The 21,622-nt window shown below is 57.7% G+C and carries 24 protein-coding genes; 13 read left to right on the top strand and 11 right to left on the bottom strand.

The window, feature by feature from the left end; translation table 11 throughout:
• Nucleotides 1-181 precede the first annotated feature (181 nt).
• From thrS to H7849_RS21210, 6 genes are all read right to left on the bottom strand, one after another.
• The gene (thrS, locus tag H7849_RS21235; protein ID WP_186742319.1) at nucleotides 182-2,215 is read right to left on the bottom strand and encodes a threonine--tRNA ligase; all 2,034 of its coding nucleotides are present in this window, start codon (nucleotides 2,213-2,215) and stop codon (nucleotides 182-184) included.
• A 148-nt stretch (nucleotides 2,216-2,363) separates the two neighbouring features.
• On the bottom strand, nucleotides 2,364-3,017 hold the full coding sequence (locus H7849_RS21230) for a hypothetical protein (protein WP_186742317.1): 654 nt from the start codon (nucleotides 3,015-3,017) through the stop codon (nucleotides 2,364-2,366).
• A gap of 110 nt (nucleotides 3,018-3,127) precedes the next feature.
• A complete protein-coding gene (locus tag H7849_RS21225; protein WP_186742315.1) occupies nucleotides 3,128-3,328 on the bottom strand; it encodes a hypothetical protein in 201 nt (66 codons plus the stop codon).
• A gap of 186 nt (nucleotides 3,329-3,514) precedes the next feature.
• A complete protein-coding gene (locus H7849_RS21220) occupies nucleotides 3,515-5,293 on the bottom strand; it encodes a M20/M25/M40 family metallo-hydrolase (protein ID WP_251106387.1) in 1,779 nt (592 codons plus the stop codon).
• A 112-nt stretch (nucleotides 5,294-5,405) separates the two neighbouring features.
• Nucleotides 5,406-6,098, bottom strand: coding sequence for a GNAT family N-acetyltransferase (locus tag H7849_RS21215; RefSeq protein WP_186742313.1), 693 nt, complete (start codon nucleotides 6,096-6,098; stop codon nucleotides 5,406-5,408).
• Nucleotides 6,099-6,267: 169 nt separating this feature from the next.
• Nucleotides 6,268-6,867: a TetR/AcrR family transcriptional regulator gene (locus H7849_RS21210; protein ID WP_186742311.1), complete on the bottom strand. Its 600-nt coding sequence runs from the start codon at nucleotides 6,865-6,867 to the stop codon at nucleotides 6,268-6,270.
• 71 nt (nucleotides 6,868-6,938) lie between these two features.
• On the opposite strand from H7849_RS21210, the gene H7849_RS21205 reads away from it, so the two are divergent.
• Both H7849_RS21205 and H7849_RS21200 read left to right on the top strand, forming a co-directional pair.
• On the top strand, nucleotides 6,939-8,564 hold the full coding sequence (locus H7849_RS21205) for a DHA2 family efflux MFS transporter permease subunit (protein WP_186742309.1): 1,626 nt from the start codon (nucleotides 6,939-6,941) through the stop codon (nucleotides 8,562-8,564).
• Between the two features lie 55 nt (nucleotides 8,565-8,619).
• Entirely contained in the window at nucleotides 8,620-9,618 is a 999-nt protein-coding gene (locus tag H7849_RS21200; RefSeq protein WP_186742307.1) for an Lnb N-terminal periplasmic domain-containing protein, read from the top strand.
• 96 nt (nucleotides 9,619-9,714) lie between these two features.
• Here H7849_RS21200 and H7849_RS21195 read toward each other — a convergent pair whose 3' ends face one another.
• Together H7849_RS21195 and H7849_RS21190 are read right to left on the bottom strand one after the other, a co-directional pair.
• On the bottom strand, nucleotides 9,715-10,629 hold the full coding sequence (locus H7849_RS21195) for a Kdo hydroxylase family protein (RefSeq protein WP_186742305.1): 915 nt from the start codon (nucleotides 10,627-10,629) through the stop codon (nucleotides 9,715-9,717).
• 7 nt (nucleotides 10,630-10,636) lie between these two features.
• Entirely contained in the window at nucleotides 10,637-10,927 is a 291-nt protein-coding gene (locus tag H7849_RS21190; protein ID WP_186742303.1) for a hypothetical protein, read from the bottom strand.
• Between the two features lie 37 nt (nucleotides 10,928-10,964).
• Between H7849_RS21190 and H7849_RS21185 the strand changes: the two genes are divergently transcribed.
• The 10 genes from H7849_RS21185 (at nucleotide 10,965) to H7849_RS21140 (ending at nucleotide 18,283) form a co-directional block, all read left to right on the top strand.
• The gene (locus tag H7849_RS21185) at nucleotides 10,965-11,702 is read left to right on the top strand and encodes a hypothetical protein (RefSeq protein WP_186742301.1); all 738 of its coding nucleotides are present in this window, start codon (nucleotides 10,965-10,967) and stop codon (nucleotides 11,700-11,702) included.
• Between the two features lie 295 nt (nucleotides 11,703-11,997).
• Nucleotides 11,998-12,585, top strand: coding sequence for a Holliday junction branch migration protein RuvA (gene ruvA, locus H7849_RS21180; RefSeq protein WP_186742299.1), 588 nt, complete (start codon nucleotides 11,998-12,000; stop codon nucleotides 12,583-12,585).
• 40 nt (nucleotides 12,586-12,625) lie between these two features.
• Complete coding sequence (locus H7849_RS21175) at nucleotides 12,626-14,197, top strand: hypothetical protein (RefSeq protein WP_186742297.1); 1,572 nt, start codon at nucleotides 12,626-12,628, stop codon at nucleotides 14,195-14,197.
• 182 nt (nucleotides 14,198-14,379) lie between these two features.
• Entirely contained in the window at nucleotides 14,380-14,727 is a 348-nt protein-coding gene (locus tag H7849_RS21170; protein ID WP_186742295.1) for a YciI family protein, read from the top strand.
• 118 nt (nucleotides 14,728-14,845) lie between these two features.
• Entirely contained in the window at nucleotides 14,846-15,286 is a 441-nt protein-coding gene (locus H7849_RS21165) for a YciI family protein (RefSeq protein ID WP_186742293.1), read from the top strand.
• Nucleotides 15,287-15,379: 93 nt separating this feature from the next.
• The gene (locus tag H7849_RS21160; protein WP_186742291.1) at nucleotides 15,380-15,778 is read left to right on the top strand and encodes a YciI family protein; all 399 of its coding nucleotides are present in this window, start codon (nucleotides 15,380-15,382) and stop codon (nucleotides 15,776-15,778) included.
• 39 nt (nucleotides 15,779-15,817) lie between these two features.
• Nucleotides 15,818-16,234: a VOC family protein gene (locus tag H7849_RS21155; protein WP_186742289.1), complete on the top strand. Its 417-nt coding sequence runs from the start codon at nucleotides 15,818-15,820 to the stop codon at nucleotides 16,232-16,234.
• A 57-nt stretch (nucleotides 16,235-16,291) separates the two neighbouring features.
• On the top strand, nucleotides 16,292-16,645 hold the full coding sequence (locus H7849_RS21150; RefSeq protein WP_186742287.1) for a YciI family protein: 354 nt from the start codon (nucleotides 16,292-16,294) through the stop codon (nucleotides 16,643-16,645).
• Nucleotides 16,646-16,733: 88 nt separating this feature from the next.
• Nucleotides 16,734-17,966 (top strand): RNA polymerase sigma factor, encoded by a 1,233-nt coding sequence (locus H7849_RS21145; RefSeq protein ID WP_186742285.1) that lies wholly within the window; start codon nucleotides 16,734-16,736, stop codon nucleotides 17,964-17,966.
• A gap of 170 nt (nucleotides 17,967-18,136) precedes the next feature.
• On the top strand, nucleotides 18,137-18,283 hold the full coding sequence (locus H7849_RS21140; RefSeq protein ID WP_186742283.1) for a DUF3309 family protein: 147 nt from the start codon (nucleotides 18,137-18,139) through the stop codon (nucleotides 18,281-18,283).
• Here H7849_RS21140 and H7849_RS21135 read toward each other — a convergent pair.
• From H7849_RS21135 to msrA, 3 genes are all read right to left on the bottom strand, one after another.
• Nucleotides 18,255-19,439 carry a serine hydrolase domain-containing protein gene (locus H7849_RS21135; RefSeq protein ID WP_186742281.1) on the bottom strand — a complete coding sequence of 395 codons (1,185 nt, stop codon included), beginning with the start codon at nucleotides 19,437-19,439 and terminating at the stop codon, nucleotides 18,255-18,257. The genes H7849_RS21140 and H7849_RS21135 overlap by 29 nt on opposite strands.
• 47 nt (nucleotides 19,440-19,486) lie before the next feature.
• Nucleotides 19,487-20,008: a DUF3455 domain-containing protein gene (locus tag H7849_RS21130; protein ID WP_186742279.1), complete on the bottom strand. Its 522-nt coding sequence runs from the start codon at nucleotides 20,006-20,008 to the stop codon at nucleotides 19,487-19,489.
• 65 nt (nucleotides 20,009-20,073) lie between these two features.
• Nucleotides 20,074-20,751, bottom strand: coding sequence for a peptide-methionine (S)-S-oxide reductase MsrA (gene msrA, locus H7849_RS21125; RefSeq protein ID WP_186742277.1), 678 nt, complete (start codon nucleotides 20,749-20,751; stop codon nucleotides 20,074-20,076).
• 93 nt (nucleotides 20,752-20,844) lie between these two features.
• Here msrA and H7849_RS21120 point away from each other — a divergent pair, with 93 nt between their 5' ends.
• Nucleotides 20,845-21,594: a DUF2461 domain-containing protein gene (locus H7849_RS21120; RefSeq protein WP_186742275.1), complete on the top strand. Its 750-nt coding sequence runs from the start codon at nucleotides 20,845-20,847 to the stop codon at nucleotides 21,592-21,594.
• Nucleotides 21,595-21,622 lie beyond the last annotated feature (28 nt).

Genomic DNA, 21,622 nt, shown 5'->3' with positions numbered 1-21,622 from the left:
AGGATGGGGCACCCGTTTTCGTGCAGTCCGTTTGCGAAAAGCAGGTCCTTCGACTTCGCTCCGCTTAGGATGACGATACTTTAATGGCATTAACGATTTTTGTTTCAGCCGACATCGTTCGGATTCTTCCTCCCGTTGGTCGTCAGAATGACGGCTATATTTGGTTCGTGGCTTCCGAAGCTTACAGTTGGGCTGACTTCTCTTCTACCAGCTTCTTGCTTTTTACGATGAACTCATCGAGGGGCTGCGAGCCTTGATCGCCCTTTCCGCGAGTGCGCACGCTGATGGCGTTGGCTTCGGCTTCCTTGTCGCCCATGATTAATACGTACGGGACCTTCTGCATGGTGAAGTCGCGGATTTTTGCGTTCATTTTCTCGTTGCGGCTGTCGAGCTCGACACGCATGCCGGCCATTTGTAGCTGCTGCTGTACTTTTTTCGCGTATTCGAGATGGCGCTCGCTGATGGGGACGAGCCCGATCTGTACGGGGGCGAGCCAGAGCGGGAAGGCTCCGGCATACAACTCGATCAGGTAGGAAACCATGCGCTCCATGGTGCTGACGATGGCGCGATGGATCATCACGGGGCGATGTGGATTGCCGTCTGCGCCTGTGTACTTCAGCTCAAACTGACTGGGCAGGTGAAAATCCACCTGTACGGTTGAATAGGTTTCCTCGTGGCCCATCACGTCGGCCAGCTGGATGTCGAGCTTGGGGCCATAGAACGCCGCGTCTCCCTTGCTCTCGCGGTACGGGAGGCCGAGCGAATCCATGGCCTCGCGCAGCACGCGCTCACCTAGTTCCCACATTTCATCGTTATCGACGTACTTTTCTTTGTTTGCCGGATCGCGCAGCGAGAGACGATAGCTGTACTTGGTGATGCCGAGATCGCGATAGGCGCGCTCGACGAGCTTCATGACATTTGAAAATTCTTCCTTGATCTGGTCGGGCGAACAGAAGATGTGCGCGTCGTTGAGCGTCATGCAGCGGACCCGGCTGAGTCCGCTGAGGGCGCCTGATCGCTCGTAGCGATACATGGTGCCCAACTCCGCGAGCCGCACCGGCAGATCGCGATAGCTGTGCAGCTTCGACTCATAGACGAGGATGTGGTGCGGGCAGTTCATGGGCCGGAGCACCATCTGCTCGGTCTCGAGATCCATGGGAGGAAACATGTCCTCGTGATAGTGAGCCCAGTGACCGGAGCGGACGTACAGGTCGACCTTGGCCAGGCTGGGGGTGTAGACGTGCTCGTAGCCCATCTCACGCTCAAGGCCAAGGATGTACTCCTCAAGCAGGCGACGGATGGTGGCGCCTTTGGGCAACCAGAGAGGCAGGCCAGCGCCTACTTCTTCACTGACGGTGAAAAGTTCCAGCTCTTTTCCCAGGCGGCGATGATCACGGCGTTTTGCGTCTTCAATTCGCTCGAGGTATTCGTCCAGGTCCTTCCTGGAGAAGAATGCCGTGCCGTAGATGCGCTGCAGCTGGGGGTTCTTCTCGTCGCCGAGCCAGTAGGCTCCGGAAAGGCTCATCACCTTGAAGGCTTTTACACGGCCTGTTGAGGGCACGTGGGGGCCGCGACAAAAATCCACGAATTTGCCGTTGCGGTAGAGCGAGATTTCGTCGTCGGGTTTCGTGAACTTCTCCACGAAATGCAACTTCATGAAGTCATTGCCGGCTTTGAATTGTGCCAGACCTTCTTCGCGTGGTTCCCATTCGCGAACGAATTTTTCATCACGCGCGACGACTTCAGCCATGCGACCTTCGATGAGCTTCAGGTCTTCAGGCGTGAAGGGTGTTGGACGGTAGAAGTCGTAGAAGAAGCCGGAATCGGTGGCTGGGCCGTGGCCTAGTTTGGTCTCGGGGAAGAGTTCGAGCACGGCGGTGGCGAGGACGTGCGCGGCAGAGTGGCGCACGACTTTGAGCGCGTCGGGATCTTTTTCGGTCAGCACTTGCAGAGATACATCTTCGTTGAGCGGCGTGCTTAGATCGGCTAGGTGCTCGGCGTGCGTGTTCTCGGCACCGTACATCGCGGCTTCGGCGCTGTCTTCGGCGGCAGCTGTGGCGCTCGCGTTGAGCGGCTTGATGCGGGCTACTATAGCGGCTGCGCCGAGACGAGGCGAGATGCTATTGGCTACGTCGAGCGGGGTCGATCCTGCTGGAAGTTCCTTTTCTGAGCCGTCGGGAAGCTGAACGCGAATCAATTTTTCGGATGAACTCATACGTGGTTTTTGTTTGGTTTCTCTTTCATGCTAGCAGGAGGGGCTGTCGGCGGAGGAGCGGTGAAAAGCAGCCTCTTCGTTCCCCGTCTCAGCACGTGAAGAGTGCGTGCTGAGGACCCCGGATTCGATCAGGATGACAGCCCCCATCTTATCTCTCGTCGGCAACCGAGTTCTGGGTGTTGTCGATGGGCGCCTGCGTAGTTCGCGGCTCGGCAACCAGCGTGGCTGCGGTGAGTTGCGCTTCGCTGATGCCGTGCTCGGTGTGTCCGGAGTTCTGGGTGGTGATGTGGATCCACTCATGCACGAGGACGTGCGAGATGGCCTGGGACATGGCGCGGCTGCGTTGCTCATTGGACATGCCGAGGGTGGTGGGGTCGAGGACCTGCGCCATGCGGGTGCAGTCGACGTAGATGTAAGGCTGGATCTCGCCGTGAACGCGGAGCACCCAGCCTAGTGGACCGGGCTTGAGCGGGCGGTAGGCCTGCTGAGGGACGTCGCAGCGGCCGAGGAGCTTGACTTCAATGACGCGACCGAATTCTTCGCCCGGGAAAACTTCGTTGCTGCGCATCAGCTGCGGGGTGCGGTCGGAGAGGCCGTAGTCTTCTTTGGCCAAGTCGTTCTGGATAGCGGAAAAGAGCGGCTGCCAGAGGGTGTCGCTCACCTGCTTGTCAGCATAGAAGACCAAGGTATTTTCCGCGGCCTGAGCCTTGAAACTGAAGACCGCGAGCAGGGACAGAAGTAACGCGAGGCGGATGATGGCCCGTGAACTAGCGAGAGGCCGAGATGGAGCAAAACACGCCACGATAAATATTTTTAATACGGACTATAAGATTCGTCCAATAGATTGGTTGGATTACCATCATCTGATCGAGCCGGGGAGATGTTGCTGCTTGCGGAGGCGGGCTGCGCCACCTAGCGAAAAAAACTGGATGGAGTGATGACGGCCTGCATAGTGCGCGCGGGAAATATCACGGAGTTCTCAAGCGTGGAGGCGATTAAGCAGTGCGCCACGGCCGGGATGGAGATTGGGTTGTTGCCGGGATCGTAGTTGCGGCGGAGTTGCAGCCGGAAGCCGTTGCGGAGTCTGGCCTGGGTTGGGCCGGATCTGGACATTGCCACGCATATCGCGGGGCACAAGGATAAGTGGATGTCGCCGGGGATGGCGGCGTTTCTGGAACTGCTGCCGGAGAAATTGCAGGCTTGATTTCAGGATTTGATCGGGAGGAGGAGTCTCGCGATTCAATGTTCATCGCTGAGATTCTTCCTCCCTACGGTCGTCAGAATGACGGCAAGTCAGGTTTATTTCTTCTCATCCGCTGGCGGGACTGCGCCGGGGAAGAGGTTCGGCAGCGGAGCGTTCTGCTGGTCGCGCAGCTCAGGGTGCGGCAACGGCTTGCGGGGCAGCATCTGGTCGCGCATGGCGGCGTTGTAGACGAAGATAGCTTCCACGGTCGCGATCTGCTTCAGGTCGGCAGGTTGCAGGCGTTCGTAGACGTCCTGGTTGGAGTGGTGGGTGCGGCTCTCATAATCGAGGTCATCCTGAATGAACTGAAAGCCCGGGATGCCGACGGCATCGAAGGACAGGTGGTCCGTGCCTCCGGTGTTGCGCATGGAGAGGGTCGTTACGCCGAGATCCTTGAGCGGGGCGATCCACTGCTCGAAGATGGGCGCGATGGCGGCGTTCTCTTGTAGGTATACGCCACGGATTTTGCCCGAGCCGTTATCGACGTTGAAGTAGCCGGAGACGACCTTCTGTTCGGGCTTGATTTCGAGCGGTCCGGTCTTACGCAGGAACTCTGGCAGCTGTGCCTGGTCGGGCGTGTTGAGCGGGGCTGCGTAGCCGAAGTGCTGCTTCACGTATCCGCGTGAACCGTAGAGGCCTTGTTCTTCGCCGCTCCAGAGGGCGATGCGGATGGTGCGGCGCGGCTTGACCTGCAATGCATTCAGGATGCGCATGACTTCCATGGCAACGATCGAGCCTGCGCCGTTGTCGGTGGCGCCTGTGCCGGCGATCCAGCTATCGAGGTGGCCGCCGACCATGACGACTTCGTCTTTCAGCTTGGGATCGGTTCCGGGGATTTCGGCGACGGTATCAAATCCATGCTCGTGGTCACCGGTGAATTTGGTTTCGACATCCATTTCAAGCGTGACGGGGACATGCGCCTGCAGGAGGCGGTAAACGCGGCCGTAGCTCTCGATCGCCATGACGATGACGGGGACTTTGACTTTGTGGTCGGCGAGGTAGGGCTGGCGTCCGAGCGCGGCGCCGTTGTCGTCGAAGATAGTTCCGCCGGAGCCGCCGCCATTCTTGCCGTCGCGGCTGGGCCGGATAACGGCTGCGGCCTTCTCATCGGCGAGGAATTGGGCGATCTTGTCAACCATGCGGTAGCGCTGCATGTAGGTGCGCAGACGCGCCTGCATGTCCGCAGCGGCGCGGTCGTTCACCGGATATTGGGCGAGTTCTTCAAGCTCCTTGTCGGTGTAACGCTCGAAAAGGACTTTGTCGAGAGGTGGAACCTCGCGCATTTCGCCGAGCAGTACGATTTTTCCGGCGAGTTTTCCTTTGTACTGATCGAAGTCGGCGTCGCTTTGAATATTGACGTAGACGGCTTCCCCGCTCACGGTTCCGTTGGTCGATGGCGACCATGGCGTAGCCTGCGCAATAAAGACGGCGGTGTCGGGCGCGGTCATGCGTACCCACGTGTTGAGCTGCTGCCAGCCCATTCCGAACTCGCCCCAGTCCTCAAGATGCGCGTTGGCGCAACCCATGGCGGTGAGCTGATCGCGCGTCCAGGCATTGGCCTTGGCCATGTTCGGCGAGCCGGTTAGGCGCGGGCCGATGTCGTCGGTCAGCGCGGAGCCATACTCCATGATCTTCGAGTGCGCCAGGCCCTCTTCGCGAATGCGCTGGTACATGGTGAGGTCGAGATTTTCGGTTGCGGGCTGGGGCTGTTCGTAAGATGGGGTAGTGTCTTCGGCGGGTTTGGTTTTGGCTTTGTCAGCGGCGAAGGCGGCAAAGGCTGGAATGGCTACTGTAAGCAGCAGCGCCGACATGGGCCGGCGACAGCGATCGAACATGCGGGTGGTCCTCCTCAAAGGTCAATCAAGGGAAGGGGAAGAATATCAGATATCTTCACAGAGATTGAGTGGCGAGACGTGCTACACATGGATAAGTTTCAGGGAGGACTGCTTATTGCGACCTTTTCAGCACGGTCACGTGAAGGCTGCGCCTGATCTTGAAACCGACCTTTTCATAGACACGGACAGCCCCGGTGTTGTCCTCGCGGACGCCGAGGAAGGGCGTCTTGTTCTGCTCGAAGACGCCGTTCGCGACGGTGGCTACGAGAGCCTTGGCGTAGCCGCGTCCGCGGAACTCGGGCCAGGTACAGACGGCGCTGACCTCGGTGAAGTCGTTGAGGCCGCAGCGTTGTCCGGTCATCGAGGCAAGGCATCCGTCGACGGGGATTCCGCGATAGCCACCGAGTTCGATGGTTCGCTGTCGAAAAGGGCCGGGCTCGGTGGCTTCGGCGAGTTCTATCATCTCAGGCACATCTGCGGTGGTGAGTTTTTTTATGGTCAAATCGCGATCTGGGATTTGAGGAGGCGAGAGGCAAATCATCTGGTACATGGGGAAGCATCGAATCAAACGCAGACTGTCCGGTGGCGTTGGAAGGTCTGTGAGGAATAAGACGGCAATATCGTCCGGACCCAGCAGCCGTGCAAGCGAATGGTAGGCCTCGGGGCTAGTATCGCGCATTCCGGAGAGCGGGCCAATGTCGGTCCGGTAGCGTTTCGCAAGGTCATCGCCTTCGGCGAAGTGAGCGTGTGCGGTTGAGAGGGCGTGCCAGATCGGGTTGTCGAGAACAGATGCGTCGTTGCTCATTTAGTTAATGGGTATAGATGAGCAGGTTTTTGCTTTGCCGCAAAAAATTGGCATTTGGCTGACGATTGTTTGTGAGCCGTCTCATCGTGCACTACGGGCAAAGCAGATCCTTCGCTACGCTCAGGATGACAGCTTATCTTCGATTGAATTTAGTGCTGATAGCGCGTGCTTATTTTGTCGTGATGCCATCGACCATCTTGTGGAGATGTTCGCGCGCGTGTGACATCGCGGTGCGATCATTTGTTAGGCGAGACATCATCAGGCTGCCTTCAAGCGTTGCAATGATGATCGAGGCGATGCTGGATGGCGAGGCTCCTGCGTCAATTTCCCCTTTTCGCAGTGCCTGGGAGACCAGGTCCTCGATGTAACTCAGCCATTCGCGCAGAGCTTCTCGGGCATGCGCGCGTAGGACAGGGTTGCCGTCGTCGGAATCAATCGCAGTGTTCATCAGCGCGCATCCGCCGGGCACTGCCGAAGGCTTGGCAGCGAAGCCGTTGATCATTCCATGCAGCTTGCCGAGCGGGCTCGGGATCTGGTCAAGCATGGCCAGACGCCGTTGCTTGATTTCAGACCAGGCGTAATCGAATGCGGCGACGGCGAGATCTTCCTTGCTATCGAAATGGCGATAGATGCCACCCTTCTCAAGTCCTGTCTCTTCCATGAGTTCCGACAGACTGGTGCCCGAGTATCCGCGCTGATTAAAGACGGCGGCTGCCTTGCGGATAATCTTGTCGCGCGTCTTCTCGCCCTTGCTGAGAAAAGTGCCCACGGAAGCATTATAGCAGAATTTTGCGACCGACCGGTCTCAAATAGAATCTCTTTTGAGGATAGCAAATTTCCATGAGCACAGCGACTTTAGCCCGTCCTCGGGTACCTGCCGATGTCGCGCCGGCTTCACGCGCAATCAACCCGTGGGCGGTCGCGATTACGGTCACGCTGGCTACGTTCATGGAGCTGCTCGATACGTCGATTGCCAACGTTTCTCTGCCGCACATTGCAGGCGGTCTGGGGTCGAGCTTCGATGAGGCTACGTGGGTGCTGACCTCGTATCTGGTTGCCAATGCTGTGGTCCTGCCGCTGAGCGCGTGGCTTTCCCGCGTCTTTGGGCGCAAGCGCTACTACATGATGTGCGTCGGGCTGTTTACAGTTACATCGTTTTTGTGCGGCATTGCGCCGACGCTCGGGTTCCTACTGCTGTTCCGCGTTATGCAGGGGATTGGCGGCGGCGGGCTCGCTCCGGTGGAGCAGGCGATTCTGGTAGACACATTCCCGGCGAACAAGAGGGCAGCTGCGTTTGCACTGTACAGCATGGCGATTGTGACCGCGCCGGCAATCGGGCCGCCGCTGGGTGGGTGGATTACGGACAGCTTTTCGTGGCGCTGGGTTTTCTTTATCAATGTGCCGATCGGGATTGTGTCATTGATCCTGAGCAGCCGGCTGGTGCATGATCCGCCGCAGTTCAAGGAAGAGATTTCCAGGTTGCGCGCGAGCGGCAAGCTGAAGATTGACGGGCTGGGGATTGGACTGATTGCGATAGGTTTTGGCTGCCTTGAAGTGGTGCTCGACCGCGGGCAGATTGATGACTGGTTTGGCAGCTCGACAATTATCACGCTGCTGGTTGCTGCGATTGTCACGCTGGTGATCGCGGTCGTCTGGGAATGGCGGCACAGCGATCCGGTTGTGGAACTGAAGCTGCTCAGGGAACGCAATTTTGCCGCGTCCACGATTTTCTATTTCCTCTTCGGATTTGTGCTCTTCGGCAGCACAACGATGATCCCGGAGATTCTGCAGACGCTCTACGGATACACGGCGACGGATGCGGGACTCGTGCTCGGACCGGGCGCGCTGGTCATTACAGTTCTCGCGCCTTTTACGGCACGGCTGGTGCAGTCGGGAAAGGTAAATCCGCGGCACCTGATTATGTTCAGCTATGCGGTGGTTGCCGCTTCGATGTGGTATTACGCGAGCTTCACACCCCAGACGGATTATTTTCATTATGCGATGGCGCGTGTACTGCAGGGATTCGGCTATGCGTTCCTGTTTGTTCCTGTGAGCGTGATGGCGTATTCGTATCTGCCTCCGCAGAAGAACAACAAGGCGTCGAGCCTTACGAATCTGGCGCGCAACTGGGGCGGTAGCTTCGGCGTGGCGTTTGTCACCACCTTCCATGAGAGGCGCATGGATCTGCACCAGGCTCGGCTAAGCGACACGCTGGCCCATGGTTTGCCCCTGGTCGATGCAACACGCGATTCTTTGACGAAGAGCTTTGAGCGGCTTGGCTTCTCTCATGCGGACGCGGTTACGCATGCGAGTGGGCAGATGTACAACCAGTTACTGGGGCAGGCGAGCCTGCTCGGGTTCACGGATTGCTTTCATCTGCTTGGGTTGGTTGCGCTGGCGGGGATTCCTGTCGTCTTCTTCACGAAGAACTTCAAGCCGGGCGGGGGCTCTGGCGGCGGCCACTGATTTCGTTTGCAGTCGCCTTCACGCCATGTACTATCGAAGATCACTTTGATGGCGCATGGCTAAGATCGGTCTTCTTCGCAAAATCTGGCGTGGCTTTGTCTGGTTCGTTCTGCTGTTGATGACGATCTGGGCGGTGGCCGCGCTTTCCTTTGATGTGCGCATCGCGTGGCTGCGCATTCCCTGCGTGATTGTTTATCTGGCTACGGTGGCCGCGGTCCTGCGGGTCATCAAGTGCTTCCGCTATCGCATACTGGGCTGCCTGGGTTGCTTTGTGATCGTGCTTGGGTGGTGGCTTTCGCTGCGGCCTTCGAACGAGGGTGACTGGCAAGCGGATGTTTCGCGGCTTGCTTATGGGCAGGTGAATGGTGATCACATCACCATCTACAACACGCGCAGCTGCGACTATCGCGCCGAGTTTGATTACACGTGTACATGGCCGACGCGCGAGGTGGACCTCAAGCAGATTCGCGGCATGGATGTGTTTGTGGATTACTGGGGCTCGCCGTGGATTGCGCACACGATCATCAGCTTTGATGTTGGCAATGGGCAGTACGTATCGTTTTCCATTGAGGCACGCAAGCATGTGGGGCAAAGCTATTCAGCGATTCGCGGATTCTTTCGGCAGTTCACCCTGATTTCGGTTGTGAGCGATGAGCGCGATGTGGTGCGACTGCGCACAAACTATCGCGTGGGCGAAGATCTTTACCTTTTTCATACGACCGCTACGGTTCCGTTTGCGCGGTCGCTGTTTCTGGATTACATCGGATTTACGAACAATCTGCATGATCATCCGCAGTGGTACAACGCTGCGACCAGCAACTGTACGACAGAGATTTTCGCGCTCAAGACGATGCGCAGCCAGCCGCGTAATTGGACGATTCTTTTGAATGGCAAAGGCGCGGCGGAGCAGTATCGCGAAGGCAACCTTGCCGGTGATGGGCTGCCGTTTGATGAGCTTATGAAACGGGCTTATATCAACCCCGCGGCGAAGGCTGCGGATAAGAATCCGGAGTTTTCGGAGAAGATCCGGGAGAATCGGCCGGGATTTCACTAGAGCCGCGATAACTGAGAGGAAAAGCAGATCCTTCCCCTTCCTCTTCGTTGCACTCAGAGTCAGGGTCAGGATGACAGCGTTTATTGGGGGGGCGCTTTAGATCAGCGCTGCGCCCGCAATTCCTTCCAAAACTTTGAGCGGTGAGGTTTCCGGCGTGACCAACGCTTCGGGGCGGACGAGGAAGGTCTGCTCGAGGGCGTACTGCCCGGCGAGGACGGCGTGGGGGACGGTGTCGGTATAGACCATCCAGCTGGTGCCCGGAGGGAAGTTGAAGCTGTGCTTCGGGCAGCTGGATTGGAAACCGGGATTCTCTTTGAGGAAGTTGTGGAAGCGCATCATGAAGTCGTCGTATGGGCTGCGTTTGATGGCGGGAATCGCGGCTCCGAGCCCGACGCCGCGGCCGAAGGATTTGGTGGCACGGCTGAAGGCGGTGTCGACGCGCGGGGCGATCTCGGCGGGCGCGAACTGCTTGACGATGGTGGCGAAGGGGTCGCTGACGATCCAGTCGCGAGTGCGCGTGGGGTGGATGTTATTGAAGAAGCGGAGAATGCGCGCGCCATACGTGGGGCGCGTGGGGAAAGCGTCGGTGTGCAGCAGGTCGTTGCGGCGGCGCTGCGGCAGGTCGCGGCCCTCTTCTTCTTGTGGGCGGAAGCTGGCGTAATCGAGTTGCCAGTTGGCTTTGTAGGGCGCGAGAAAGGTGGCCAGGAATTCGGTGACAGACTTTGAATACTGCCGCATGACTCCTTGCAGGCGCGCTACGGCGGCTGCGTCGGCGGTCCTGGTGTCGACGCCGCTGAGCTTGTCGATGTTGGGCTTGTAGGCGATGTTCTTGTGCAGCGAGCTGTCGGTCTGCTGTTGGCCTAAAAGGAATTGCAGATCGCTTTCGGCGATGGCGATGGGTGTCTGCAGGAAGTAGAGGATGTCTCCGGCTTCGAGCTTTGCGCACCATTCACGCTGTTGTGCGGACGACGGCGATTTGAGTTGTTCGAGCGAAATGGGGATGACTGCCATAGCGTTCTTAGTTGCCGCTCAGCTTGCGGCGCAGCCAGAAGCCCAAGAGGACAATGAGGCTGACGGCGAGGACTGTGAGTCCGACGGGCAGTGCGATATAGCGGTAGCTGTCGGCGAAGTTGATGTTGTGGTGGCCTGCGCTGTTGTAGATGAGGATGCTGAAGATGGCGACGAAGCAGGTGGCGAAGAAGGCGAGGAATCCCAATGAGAACGACAGCAGTATCATGGGAAAGAGGCCGAAGTCGCCGAACTGGATTCCGAAAAACCTGCCCTGATTTGCCTGGGTTGCAGCAACCATACTGAAACAAGACGCTCCTCAGCTAGAATACAGGTTCATGGCAGGTACCGCCCAGATCGAGTTGTTGCCCGCGCAGAAAGTGGCGCAGGAAGTGAAGGTGCTGCAGGCGCCGAACAGTGTTTGCTATGCGCAGTATGGCGACACGCATTTGACGGCGCAGGAACTGGAGCGCATTGTGCAGGCGGTGCCGAATTCGATTGCGGCGGCGCTGCACCGGCGTGCTTATTACTTTGTTCCGCTGACGATCAGCGAGAACGATGAGACGCTGGTTGCTCCCGAGTTCACGATTGACTTCAGCGATCGGGCGATCTGCCATCGCAATGTGGAGTTCGGGAATTCGGAGTGCATCTTTATCTCGACGCGGCTGATGCAAGACCGATTTGCGCTGGCGTTTGAGTTTTTCATCAACGTGGGGCATCACTTTGTCGAGTCGATTGGTGTGCCGCAAAGCTTCAGCGATCTGGTGTGGTCGCAGGCCGAGGCGGATGTTCGCGGCGAGACGAGCCAGGATGCTTTTGAGAGCCGCCGCAAAGCGACCGAGCGCGGACGGGCCGATGAGAAGGCGAAGACCACGTTCTTCGATGCATCGTTCTCGGATGCAATTGCGATTTACCTGCTTTCATTGAGCATCGACTTCGATTACGCCGACCTGCGGGAGCGTGAGTATCCTTTACTGACTGCTCCGGCACTGGCGGAGCGGCTGCGGCATATTGCTTCGCTCTTTCCCCCGAATGCCGGGTACGAGTTTGAGATCAAGTACCGGCGGCGCGGTTGATTTCGCATATTTTTTTCGTAAATTCCTTAGTTTCAATAATTTAGTAAATTAGCTATCCACTTTGTTTTCAATAGTTTATGGCAATAATAAGCCAAATTATTGAAAGCAAATGCCTTATGTGGAACTCATTTGAGGCAGCTTTTTGCCTCACAAGCCTTGCTTTTTGCAAGGCCGGGGCTGAAAGGTGTCCTATATTCAGGATACCAACTTTGGGCATAATTCCACGCCACTTGTCGTTGCAACAAATAAATTTCTTGTCCCATTATGGGAATCTGGTTTTGGATACAATCGCGGCATGATTGCGCATTTGCGGGGGCGGCTTTTTTCGAAACAACCGGGCCAGGCTATTGTCGAGGCCGGAGGCGTGGGGTATGACGTCACGATCAGCGTACCGACGTTTACGGCGTTGCCCGCGGAGGGGGCTGAGGTATCGCTCTTTATTCATACGCAGGTGCGCGAAGATGTGCTGGCACTCTTCGGGTTTCTGGAACTCGACGAGAAGCGGTTATTTGAGCGGCTGATTACTGTTTCGGGTGTTGGGCCGAAGCTGGCGGTGACGATCTTGAGCGGGCTGAATCCTGAGCGGACGGTGACGGCGATCCGCGCGCAGGATCATGCGACGCTGACGCGGATTCCGGGTGTGGGAAAGAAGCTGGCGGAGAGGCTGGTTGTCGAGTTGAAGGACAAGCTCGAAGACATGGCGACCGCGCCGGCGGTTGTTTCCGCTGGTCCGGCGGCTGAGGATGTGTTGTCGGCGTTGACGAACCTCGGATATCAGCGTCCGGCGGCGCAGAAGGCGATTGAGTCGGCAGTGGCAAAGAACAAGGCTGCCGGCGAGAACTTCGATGAGTTGTTCCGTGCCGCGTTGCAGTTGATTCGTTAGTTGGGCAGAGTCGAATTCTGATGCGGGCGTGGGATACTGCGTGGGGACGACCAAGCCCATGACGAAAGACGCGCCTTTTAATGCGGGGAAATCACTTTCGCGTTCTGCTCTGATGCTGGCCCTTACGGGCGTGCTGGCGTTCTTGTATCTGCAGACATTTCTTTTGCCTGCGGCTCCTTTTGTTGCGGATCACGACCAGATTCTGTTTTTCGTTCGAGCCTTGCGGCTGGTGCATGGTCAGGTTCTGTACCGCGATGTTTTTGAGTTGGTGACGCCGGGCACGGATCTGCTGTATGCGGCGGGGTTTCGCGTTTTCGGTGTGCATGCGTGGCTCTTGCAGGCGTGGGCGATTGCGCTTGGATTCGCGCTCTTCTCTGTGGTTACCTGGATCGCGAGCAAACTCTTTCGCGGATGGCTGGTGCTGCTGCCGGGTCTGCTGTTTCTGGTGTTCGATTACGGCCTTGCGCTGGATCCGACGCACCACTGGTACAGCACACTTGCTGCGCTGGCTGCGGCTGGCGTGCTTGTTGGCGGTGTCGATCGTTGGAGGGTTTTGGTTGCCGGTCTTCTTTGCGGGATAGCGGTGTTGTTCACGCAGACGCAGGGAGTGTTGGCGTTTGTCGCTGTCGCTGCCTACCTGTTGTGGAAGAAGAGAGCCGATGGTGGTTCGAGTGTGCTGAAGAAGCTTGCGCTTTTGGCTGCTCCGTTCGGGGTGGTGATTGCGTGCGTTCTTGGCTACTACGTTCATAAGGCGGGTTTTCGGACTGTTTATTTCGATCTGGTTCTGTTTGCGCCGCGATACCTTTCTTCGGGCGATGTGAATTCGCCTCGCACGTATCTTCGCCAGCTTCCGCCGATTCATTCGATTGCCGATTGCGTCCGCATTCTTCCCTCGCTGTTTATTTATGCGCTGGTTCCCTACAGTTATTTTTTCGGGGCGTATCGGCTTTGGCGTAAGCGCGCGGTGCTGTCTGCGATGTTGCGCAAGCAGCTCGTGCTTTTGCATGTTGTGGGGTTTGCTCTGTTTCTGGCGGTTGCCAGCGGCCCGCGGCTGTTTCGGCTAAGCACGGTGGCTCCGCCTGCGATTCTTGCGTTTGTCTGGCTGATCAGCGAGACTCGTCCCGTATATCGGTACGTTCGCGGGGTAGTGTGGGGGCTGGCGATCCTCTTTTTTGTGCTGCCGCCGCTGCATCGCCAGAGGAGGTGGCATGCGACGGCCGATCTGCCGATTGGACGGACGGCTTTTGCCGATCCAGATGAATTTCATGAGTTTCAGTGGCTGGCGCAGCGGGCTCAGCCGTCAGATGTCTTCTTCAACCACATGGGGGTTGCCATGTACCTGGCGCTGGATAATCCCACCCCATCCGAGTTTGTGAACTATGACGACTTCACACGGCCGGAGCAGGTGGACGCGGTGATTAAGGCGCTCAGGCGGCGGCCTCCGCACTTCATTTTGTATCCAGAGAACAAGCATGTGACGCCGGGGCAGGATCACTCGGCGCCTTTCCGGCAATATCTTGAGCAGAACTACCATCCTGCGCAGGTTTTCTGGCTCGATCATGGCTCGCGGTATGACGAGCTTTGGGAACTCGGGCCCGAACCTGGGCGGTAGCGTGCGTCGTCGATCTATGTTGCTGTGAGTCAAGGCGGGTTCGCGCCCCCTGTTCAAGAATTTTCGAAAAAAGATAAGCTGACGTGTCGATCCGGGAAGGTCTTGTTCGACGTGAAAGCAGGGGCGGGATTCCGTGATTGGGGTGCTGCCTTCATTTGCGACGAAATGGAGAGAGATTTGCTATGCGATTTTTGATCATTTACAAGCCGGACCATCGCGCTCCGTGTGGGCCCGAAAATATGGAGGAAATGGAAAAACGCGTGGATGAAGCAATGAAATCGGGTGCGCTGCTGGCCACGGGCGGGCTTGTGCCTGAGGGCGTGAAAGTTCGGCGGAAAGAGGGAGCGGTTACCATCACGGACGGTCCGTACGCGGAGGCAAAGGAGATGGTGGCCGGGTTTGCGCTATTCGAACTGGAGTCGATGGAAGTGGCGGTGGAGTCATCGAAGGACTTTCTGCGATATGCGGGCGATGGTGAGTGCGAGATTCGGCCACTGATGGAAGGCTCGCGGTTTGCGGACCGAGACTGATTCGAAAAAAGTTTTGCGACGTGTCGATTCTGCGATGCGCCGTTCGATGTGGAAGTAGAGCTTGGGATAAAACGGTAGGTCGTCCCCAGCATGCGAATTCCAACAAGGAGAAATTGAGATGCGAGTGATGGTGATGGTGAAGGCAACGAAGGATTCTGAAGAGGGCATTCATCCAGAGAGGGAAGAGTTTCAGAAGCTGCTGGCTGACATGGGGAAGTTCAACGAAGAGCTGGTAAAGGCGGGCGTGCTGCTGGCGGCGGACGGGCTGAAGCCGAGTTCGAAAGGCAAGCGCGTCCGGTTTTCGGGCACGGGGCGGACGGTGATTGATGGGCCGTTCTCGGAGACAAAGGAACTGGTCGCGGGGTTCTGGCTGTGGCAGGTGAAGTCGATGGAAGAGGCGATTGAGTGGGTGAAACGGTGCCCGTGCCCGTTTCCGGGGGTGGAGTCTGAAATTGAGATTCGTCCGCTGGTTGAGCCGGAGGATTTTGGCGAGGCGCTTGCCCCTGAGTTCAAAGAGCATGAAGAACGTCTGCGTACTCAGGTGGCGGCGCGCAATTAATTCTTTGCGCTGGCGTTTCGAGCTGTCGATTTAGACGAACGCCATTCGATGTGTAAGCAGGAACGGAATTCAACAATCGTGAGGAGATGAATAATGCGATTTCTTTGTTTGTACAAGCCGGCGCAGGCAGAAGGCATTCGACCAGCGCAAGAGGACATGGAGGAGATGGGGAAGTTTGTTGAAGAAATGATGCGGTCGGGCAAACTGGTGGCGACGGAAGGATGTTTGCCAAGTGTGAAGGGCGCTCGCGTGCGACTGGCAAATGGAAAGTTTGGCGTGGTAGATGGACCGTTTACCGAATCGAAGGAACTGGTGGCGGGCTTTGCGCTGCTGCAGACGGATTCGAAGGAAGAAGCGATTGAACTGACGAAGCGCTTTCTGAAAGTTGCAGGCGACGGTGAGACAGAAATTCGCCAGGTGTATGAGGCTGGCGATCTGGATGTTCCCTGTTCTCGGGATCAGGTGCAGGGAGCACAACTGGTAGAGAAGTAAGCACGACATTGCAACAAAATCGAAACGAGGAGAAACATCATGCAGATCGACCCACACTTGGGTTTTAGAGGCAATTGCGAGGAAGCATTCACGTTTTACGAGAAGACGTTTGGCGGCAAGATCGAATTCAAGATGACGTACGGCGAGTCGCCGATGGCGGCACAATTTGAGCCGGAGTGGCGAAACAAGATCATGCATATGTCAATGCGGGTGGGCAACAGGATTGTGATGGGCGCTGACGGGCCGCCGCAACACCAGGAGAAGCCGCAGGGGTTCTGCGTTTGCGTTGCGGTGGACAACGCGGCAGAGGCGGACCGGGTCTTCAATGCGTTGGCGGAAGGCGGGCAGGTGACTATGCCTATCGCCGAGACATTCTGGTCGCCGCGCTTTGGAATGCTGACCGATCGCTTTGGCATTCCCTGGATGGTGAACACCAACGCCGCAACGGCGGCTTGATTTGAGCGGGTTCCGCGCTTGCGGAGCCCGTTTCTTTTTCCGTGAGGAGGTTGCTGAATGCGCTTTGTGATTCTGCGGAAGTCGGATGCGACGATGGAGTCGGATGCTCCAGCCAGTCCTGAGCTGATCGAAGCGATGCGGCAGTATGACGAGGAGATGAAGAAGGCTGGAGTGCTGGTCGCAGTTGAGCGGCTGCAGCCCACTTCGCGGGGTACGCGGGTTCGCTTGTCGAAGGGCGAGTTCTCGACGATTGATGGGCCGTTCGCGGAGTCGAAGGAACTGGTTGCCGGCGTCACGATGGTCGAGGTCGCTTCGAGGGAAGATGCGATTGCGTGGATCAAGCGCTGTCCTACGCTTTGCAGTGGAGATGTGGAAGCGGAATTTGAGATTCGGCCTGTACTCGCATGCTAAGGCGCTTGCGTTCGTGGACGCAATGATGATGTGATCGGTAGCTGTGACGGCTACTGCTATCCATAACACAATTGATGCGGTCTGGAGGATGGAGTCGGCAAAGGTGATTGCCGCGCTCACGCGACTCGTACGCGATGTCGGGATTGCCGAAGATCTGGCGCAGGAGGCGCTGGTGGCGGCGCTCGAGCAATGGCCGGAGTCGGGGATTCCGGAAAAGCCCGGTGCGTGGCTGATGACGACAGCGAAGCATCGCGCGCTCGATCTGCTGCGACGCAGGCAGATGCTCGATCGCAAACATGAAGAGCTGGGACGTGAACTGGAAGCTCAGGAGCTGACGGTGCCGGACTTCAACGCAGCTCTCGATGATGACATCGGCGACGATCTGCTACGGCTGATGTTTATTGCGTGTCATCCGGTGCTCTCGTCGGAAGCACGCGTTGCATTGACGCTGCGTTTGCTGGGCGGGTTGACGACGGACGAGATTGCACGGGCGTTTCTTGTTCCCGAAGCCACGATTGCGCAGCGCATAGTGCGCGCGAAGCGAACGCTGGCGCAGGAGCATATTCCTTTTGAGGTTCCGCGTGGGAAGGAGCTGCCACAGCGGTTGGCATCGGTGTTGGGCGCAATCTATTTGGTATTCAACGAAGGCTATTCGGCGACGGCGGGCGATGACTGGATGCGTCCTGCGCTTTGCGAAGATGCGCTGCGGTTGGGACGCATTCTTGCTGAGCTTGCTCCGCAGGAAGCCGAGGTGCATGGGCTGGCGGCGCTGATGGAGATTCAGGCGTCGCGCTCGGCGGCGCGGACCGGGCCTGAGGGACGGCCGGTGCTGCTGCTTGATCAGGATCGCGCACGATGGGATCGGCTTTTGATTCGGCGTGGCCTTGCGGCGCTGGAGCGTGCTGGTGCGTTGGGTGGTTCGCGTGGACCATATGCTTTGCAGGCGGCGATTGCAGCTTGTCATGCGCGGGCCCTGGTAGCAGACGATACAGACTGGGCGCGCATCGTGAGTCTTTATGACGAACTGGCGCGGATTATGCCTTCTCCGATTGTCGAGTTGAATCGCGCGGTTGCAGTAAGCATGGCTTCAGGTCCGGATGCGGCGTTGGCGTTAGTGGATGCGCTGACGGCGGAGCCATCGCTCAAGGGCTATCATCTGCTGCCGAGTGTGCGCGGGGACCTGCTGGCGAAACTTGGGCGGTATGACGAGGCGCGAGCGGAGTGCGAGCGTGCTGCGCAAATGACGCGGAATGCGCGAGAGCAGGAGCTTCTGCTGGAGCGGGCTCGCGAGTTCGCGGCGCGCTCAAGCGGGATCAATTGATTAGCAGAGATGGCGCAGAGCAGTTGCCAAGTTGCTTGCCGCAAAAACGAAATAAATTTCGAAAGAACGAACACCGCCGATGGAGTGTGTGCATCCTACGAGTGGTTTGAAAAATGTGCTGCGCGGATTCGGGCAGCGCTTGAATCGCGACACGTCAAGAGAGGAAGCACATGCTGTTAATCATTCTGATTATTCTGCTGCTGGTCTTTGGATTCGGCGGTTACCGTATGGGGCCCGGAATTGGTTATTACGGTGGCGGTGGAATCAGCCTGATCCTTTTGATCCTTATTATTCTGTTGTTGCTGCACGTCTTTTGAAGAAGTTGTCGATGAGGTAATCGCGCAGCTCGATGTTGAAGCTGCGCGTGTTTTTTTGCGTGTCCTGCGCATCGGTGTTGTAGTCGACGATGTAGGCGCTGCGCGTTGCCGGATCGATGTTGATCTGGCTGCGGAAGCCATTCTGCCAGCCGGGATGACCGATCAGTTTCAACGTTCCGTCAGTGTGCACGAAGAAGCTTTCTGCTACTTCGTCATGCGCGCCTGCGCGCGATGGGAAGTCTTCGTCGGGCGTGACGGGAAGCACTGGCCTCCACATTTCTTCCAATGAAGAGCGTTTCAAGATTGCATCGTATTCGGTTTGGTGTGCTGGATCGCCAAGCAGGAAGCAGACGTACTTGAGCATGTCCGTAAGCGGCGCGTTGAGGCCACCGTTGGCGCGGGTGATGCCGGTATTGAAGTCGAATGGATCCTCAGTCAGCTTGCCGTCTTTGAGATCCCAGCTGTGGGAGCGGTATTTCAATAACGTGTAAGGGCTGCGGTCATAGTAACTGCGGTCCATGCCGAGCGGACGGAAGATGTTCTTCTCCATGTAGACCTCAAACTGATCTCCGGAGAGACGCTCGATGATTTCACCTAAGAAAACGACAGCGAGATTGGAGTAGCTGTAGCGTGAGCCGGGCGCGAATTTGATGTCGGAGTACGGCAGCATGGCGACGATCTGCGACCACTGTGCGGGCTCGAAGGGCTGCCAGTCGGCGTCGCGCCAGGGCCATGTAGCATCACGGAAGCCGCTCGAGTGGGACATGGCTTGGCGGATGGTGATGGCGGAGACGAGGCCGTAGGCATCGTGGACGGCCGTCAGTTCGGGGATGTACTTGACTAGCGAGTCGTCGAGTGAGAGCAGGCCGCGGTCGCGCAGCTGCATGATGGCGATTCCGGTGAATGTCTTGGTGACGGAGGCCCAGTGATATGTGGTGTTGTCGTCGACGGGTTCAGTCTCGCTCTGACGGCCGTAGTTGTCATGCAGTATGACTTCGCCGTTGCGGATAAGGATGAGGCCGCTGCCGATGATTCCGTTGCGGCGCAGACCGGATTCGTAGAAGGACTTGATTTCCCGCGGTGTTGCGGAAGTTTTTGTCTGGGCTGAAAGCGTGGTGGCGGCGCAGAGGAGTGCTGCGATGAGTTGGCGCGTCATGTTGCTCGGATTGTATTGGAAGGCGTGGCTATAACCCTAGACGAAATCTACTTGCTGTAGAAGCTGTAGGTCGCGGTGTAGGGTTGGCGGGATTCGCCGTCGGTACAGCCTTCTTTGGGAGCGACGCCGCCGCGAGTGCCTGTGCGTCGGATGTAGTTGACGTCGGTGAAGTTTCCTGAGCCGCTGCCGGGTACAGCTTGAAGCAACAGCCACGGCACGGAATCCGCATCGGGTGATGGCTGCGAAGCGACAGCCTTACCCTTCACTTCGCTGCCGTCAGTCAATTTCCATGTCGGTCCGGCGAAGTGGCTGCCGAGGATTGCTCCCTGCGCGTCGAGGAGCTTCGCGTCGGGGCCTTTGAGAACCCACTTACCCTGGGCGCAGGTGTAGATTTGTACGCCCTCGCCCTTTGCTTCGAGCAGCAGCTCGTGTGTGCCGGGCGGCAGTTCAATGGTTGATGGAGCCGGGGATGATGGCGCCTGAGATGGCGACGCCTGGGACGATGGCGCCTGCTGCGAAAACGCTGCAGCGGATGTGATGAGAGCGGTGCAAAGAATGAGTGCTCGCATAACGTGACGAGGATAACAGAGTTGTGTGAACGGCGTTTCTGCCTCGATTCCTTTTCAGAAGGACATTATTTGCCGTTGTACTTCTGGAAGAGATCGGGGAACTGCTGCTTGAGCGCTGCGATCTTGGGGCGGTCGCAGACTTCGATGTAGGGGTTGCCGGGGTTCTTGAGGGCGTAGTCCTGGTGATAGTCCTCGGCTGCGTAGAAGGCTTTGAGCGGTACAACCTGCGTCACGATGGGGCGCGAGAAGACGTGCGCGGCGTCGAGTTGTTTGATGTAGGCGTCGGCGACGCGGTGCTGCTCTTCATCCCCGTAAAAAATTACGGACCGGTAGGATGGGCCAACGTCATTCCCCTGGCGGTTAAGCTGTGTAGGGTCGTGGGCGACGGAGAAGAAGATGCGCAGCAGCTGGCCATAGGTGATCTTCGACGGATCGTAGACGACGCGGACGCTTTCGGCGTGTCCCGTGGTTTCTGTGGTGACGTCGTTGTAGTGCGCGGTGTTGGCGGAGCCGCCAGAGTAGCCTGCGGTCGTGTCGACGACGCCCTTTACGCGCTCAAAGACTGCCTGCGTGCCCCAAAAACATCCTCCGGCGAAGACGGCTGTTGCTTTGCTATGTTTCGCAGCCAAGGCTGCATCGGTTTCCGCTGCAGGGATGGGCGTCGATCGCGGAGTTTCAATCTGGGCAATGGCGATGGCAACACAGGAAGCGACAACGAACCCGCACAGTATTCGGCGAAGCATACCAAATTAGAGCAGAAATGCCCGGGAAAGTTACAGCGTGCTTTTCATGCGATAGAAGGCTCGTACAAGCGCGCAACCCCTTAAAATGCGGGTATGCCAAAGACCAGCTTCAAAACTGCTCAGCAGGAAGTTCAGCCGTACTTCAGGCCGGAGGCGGTGAAGTTTCTGCGCGGGCTGAAGCGCAACAACAACCGCGAATGGTTTGAGGCACGGCGTGCAGTGTTTGAGCGCGAGCTGAAAAAGCCGATGCTGGCGGTGATTGAGCGGGTAACGGATGCGATGACAGAGTTTGCGCCTGCGCATGTGCGGCCTGCGCAGAAGAGCATGATGCGCATTTATCGCGACACTCGTTTTTTTGCCGATAAGACTCCCTATAAGACGCACGTTTCCGCGTGGTGGACACGCACAGGCGTCGAAAAGACCTCCGGCGGAGGGTATTACTTTCATTTCTCGCCGACCGAGGTGGTGATTGCTGCGGGGATTTATATGCCGGAACGCGAGCAGTTGCTTGCGATCCGTTTGCAGCTGCTCGACGAACATGCGGAGTTTCGCAGGCTGCTGAATGGGAAAAAGCTGCGCCAAGTGATGGATCTCGATCTGGATACGGCAGCGCTGACGCGTCCGCCGAAGGGATTTTCGCCGGATCATCCAGGGATTGACCTGATCAAGCAGCAGCAGTGGGGCGTGCTGGCGCGGCTTCCGGCGGAAGCGGCGCTCAGCGAAGGGCTGGTGAGCGAGATTGTGACGCGCTTCCGGCTGGCCGCGCCCATCGTGGATTTTCTGAACCGCCCATTTGTGCAGGAAACGGAGAAAAAAAGACAATATATCTTCAAGCTGGTGTAGACGCGCGTCTGCGCAGAGGAATAGACTG

This window comes from Alloacidobacterium dinghuense, assembly GCF_014274465.1.
GTDB lineage: Bacteria > Acidobacteriota > Terriglobia > Terriglobales > Acidobacteriaceae > Alloacidobacterium > Alloacidobacterium dinghuense.
Note: the sequence above shows the minus strand (reverse complement) of the source record. Positions and strands in the feature narration are given on the sequence as shown.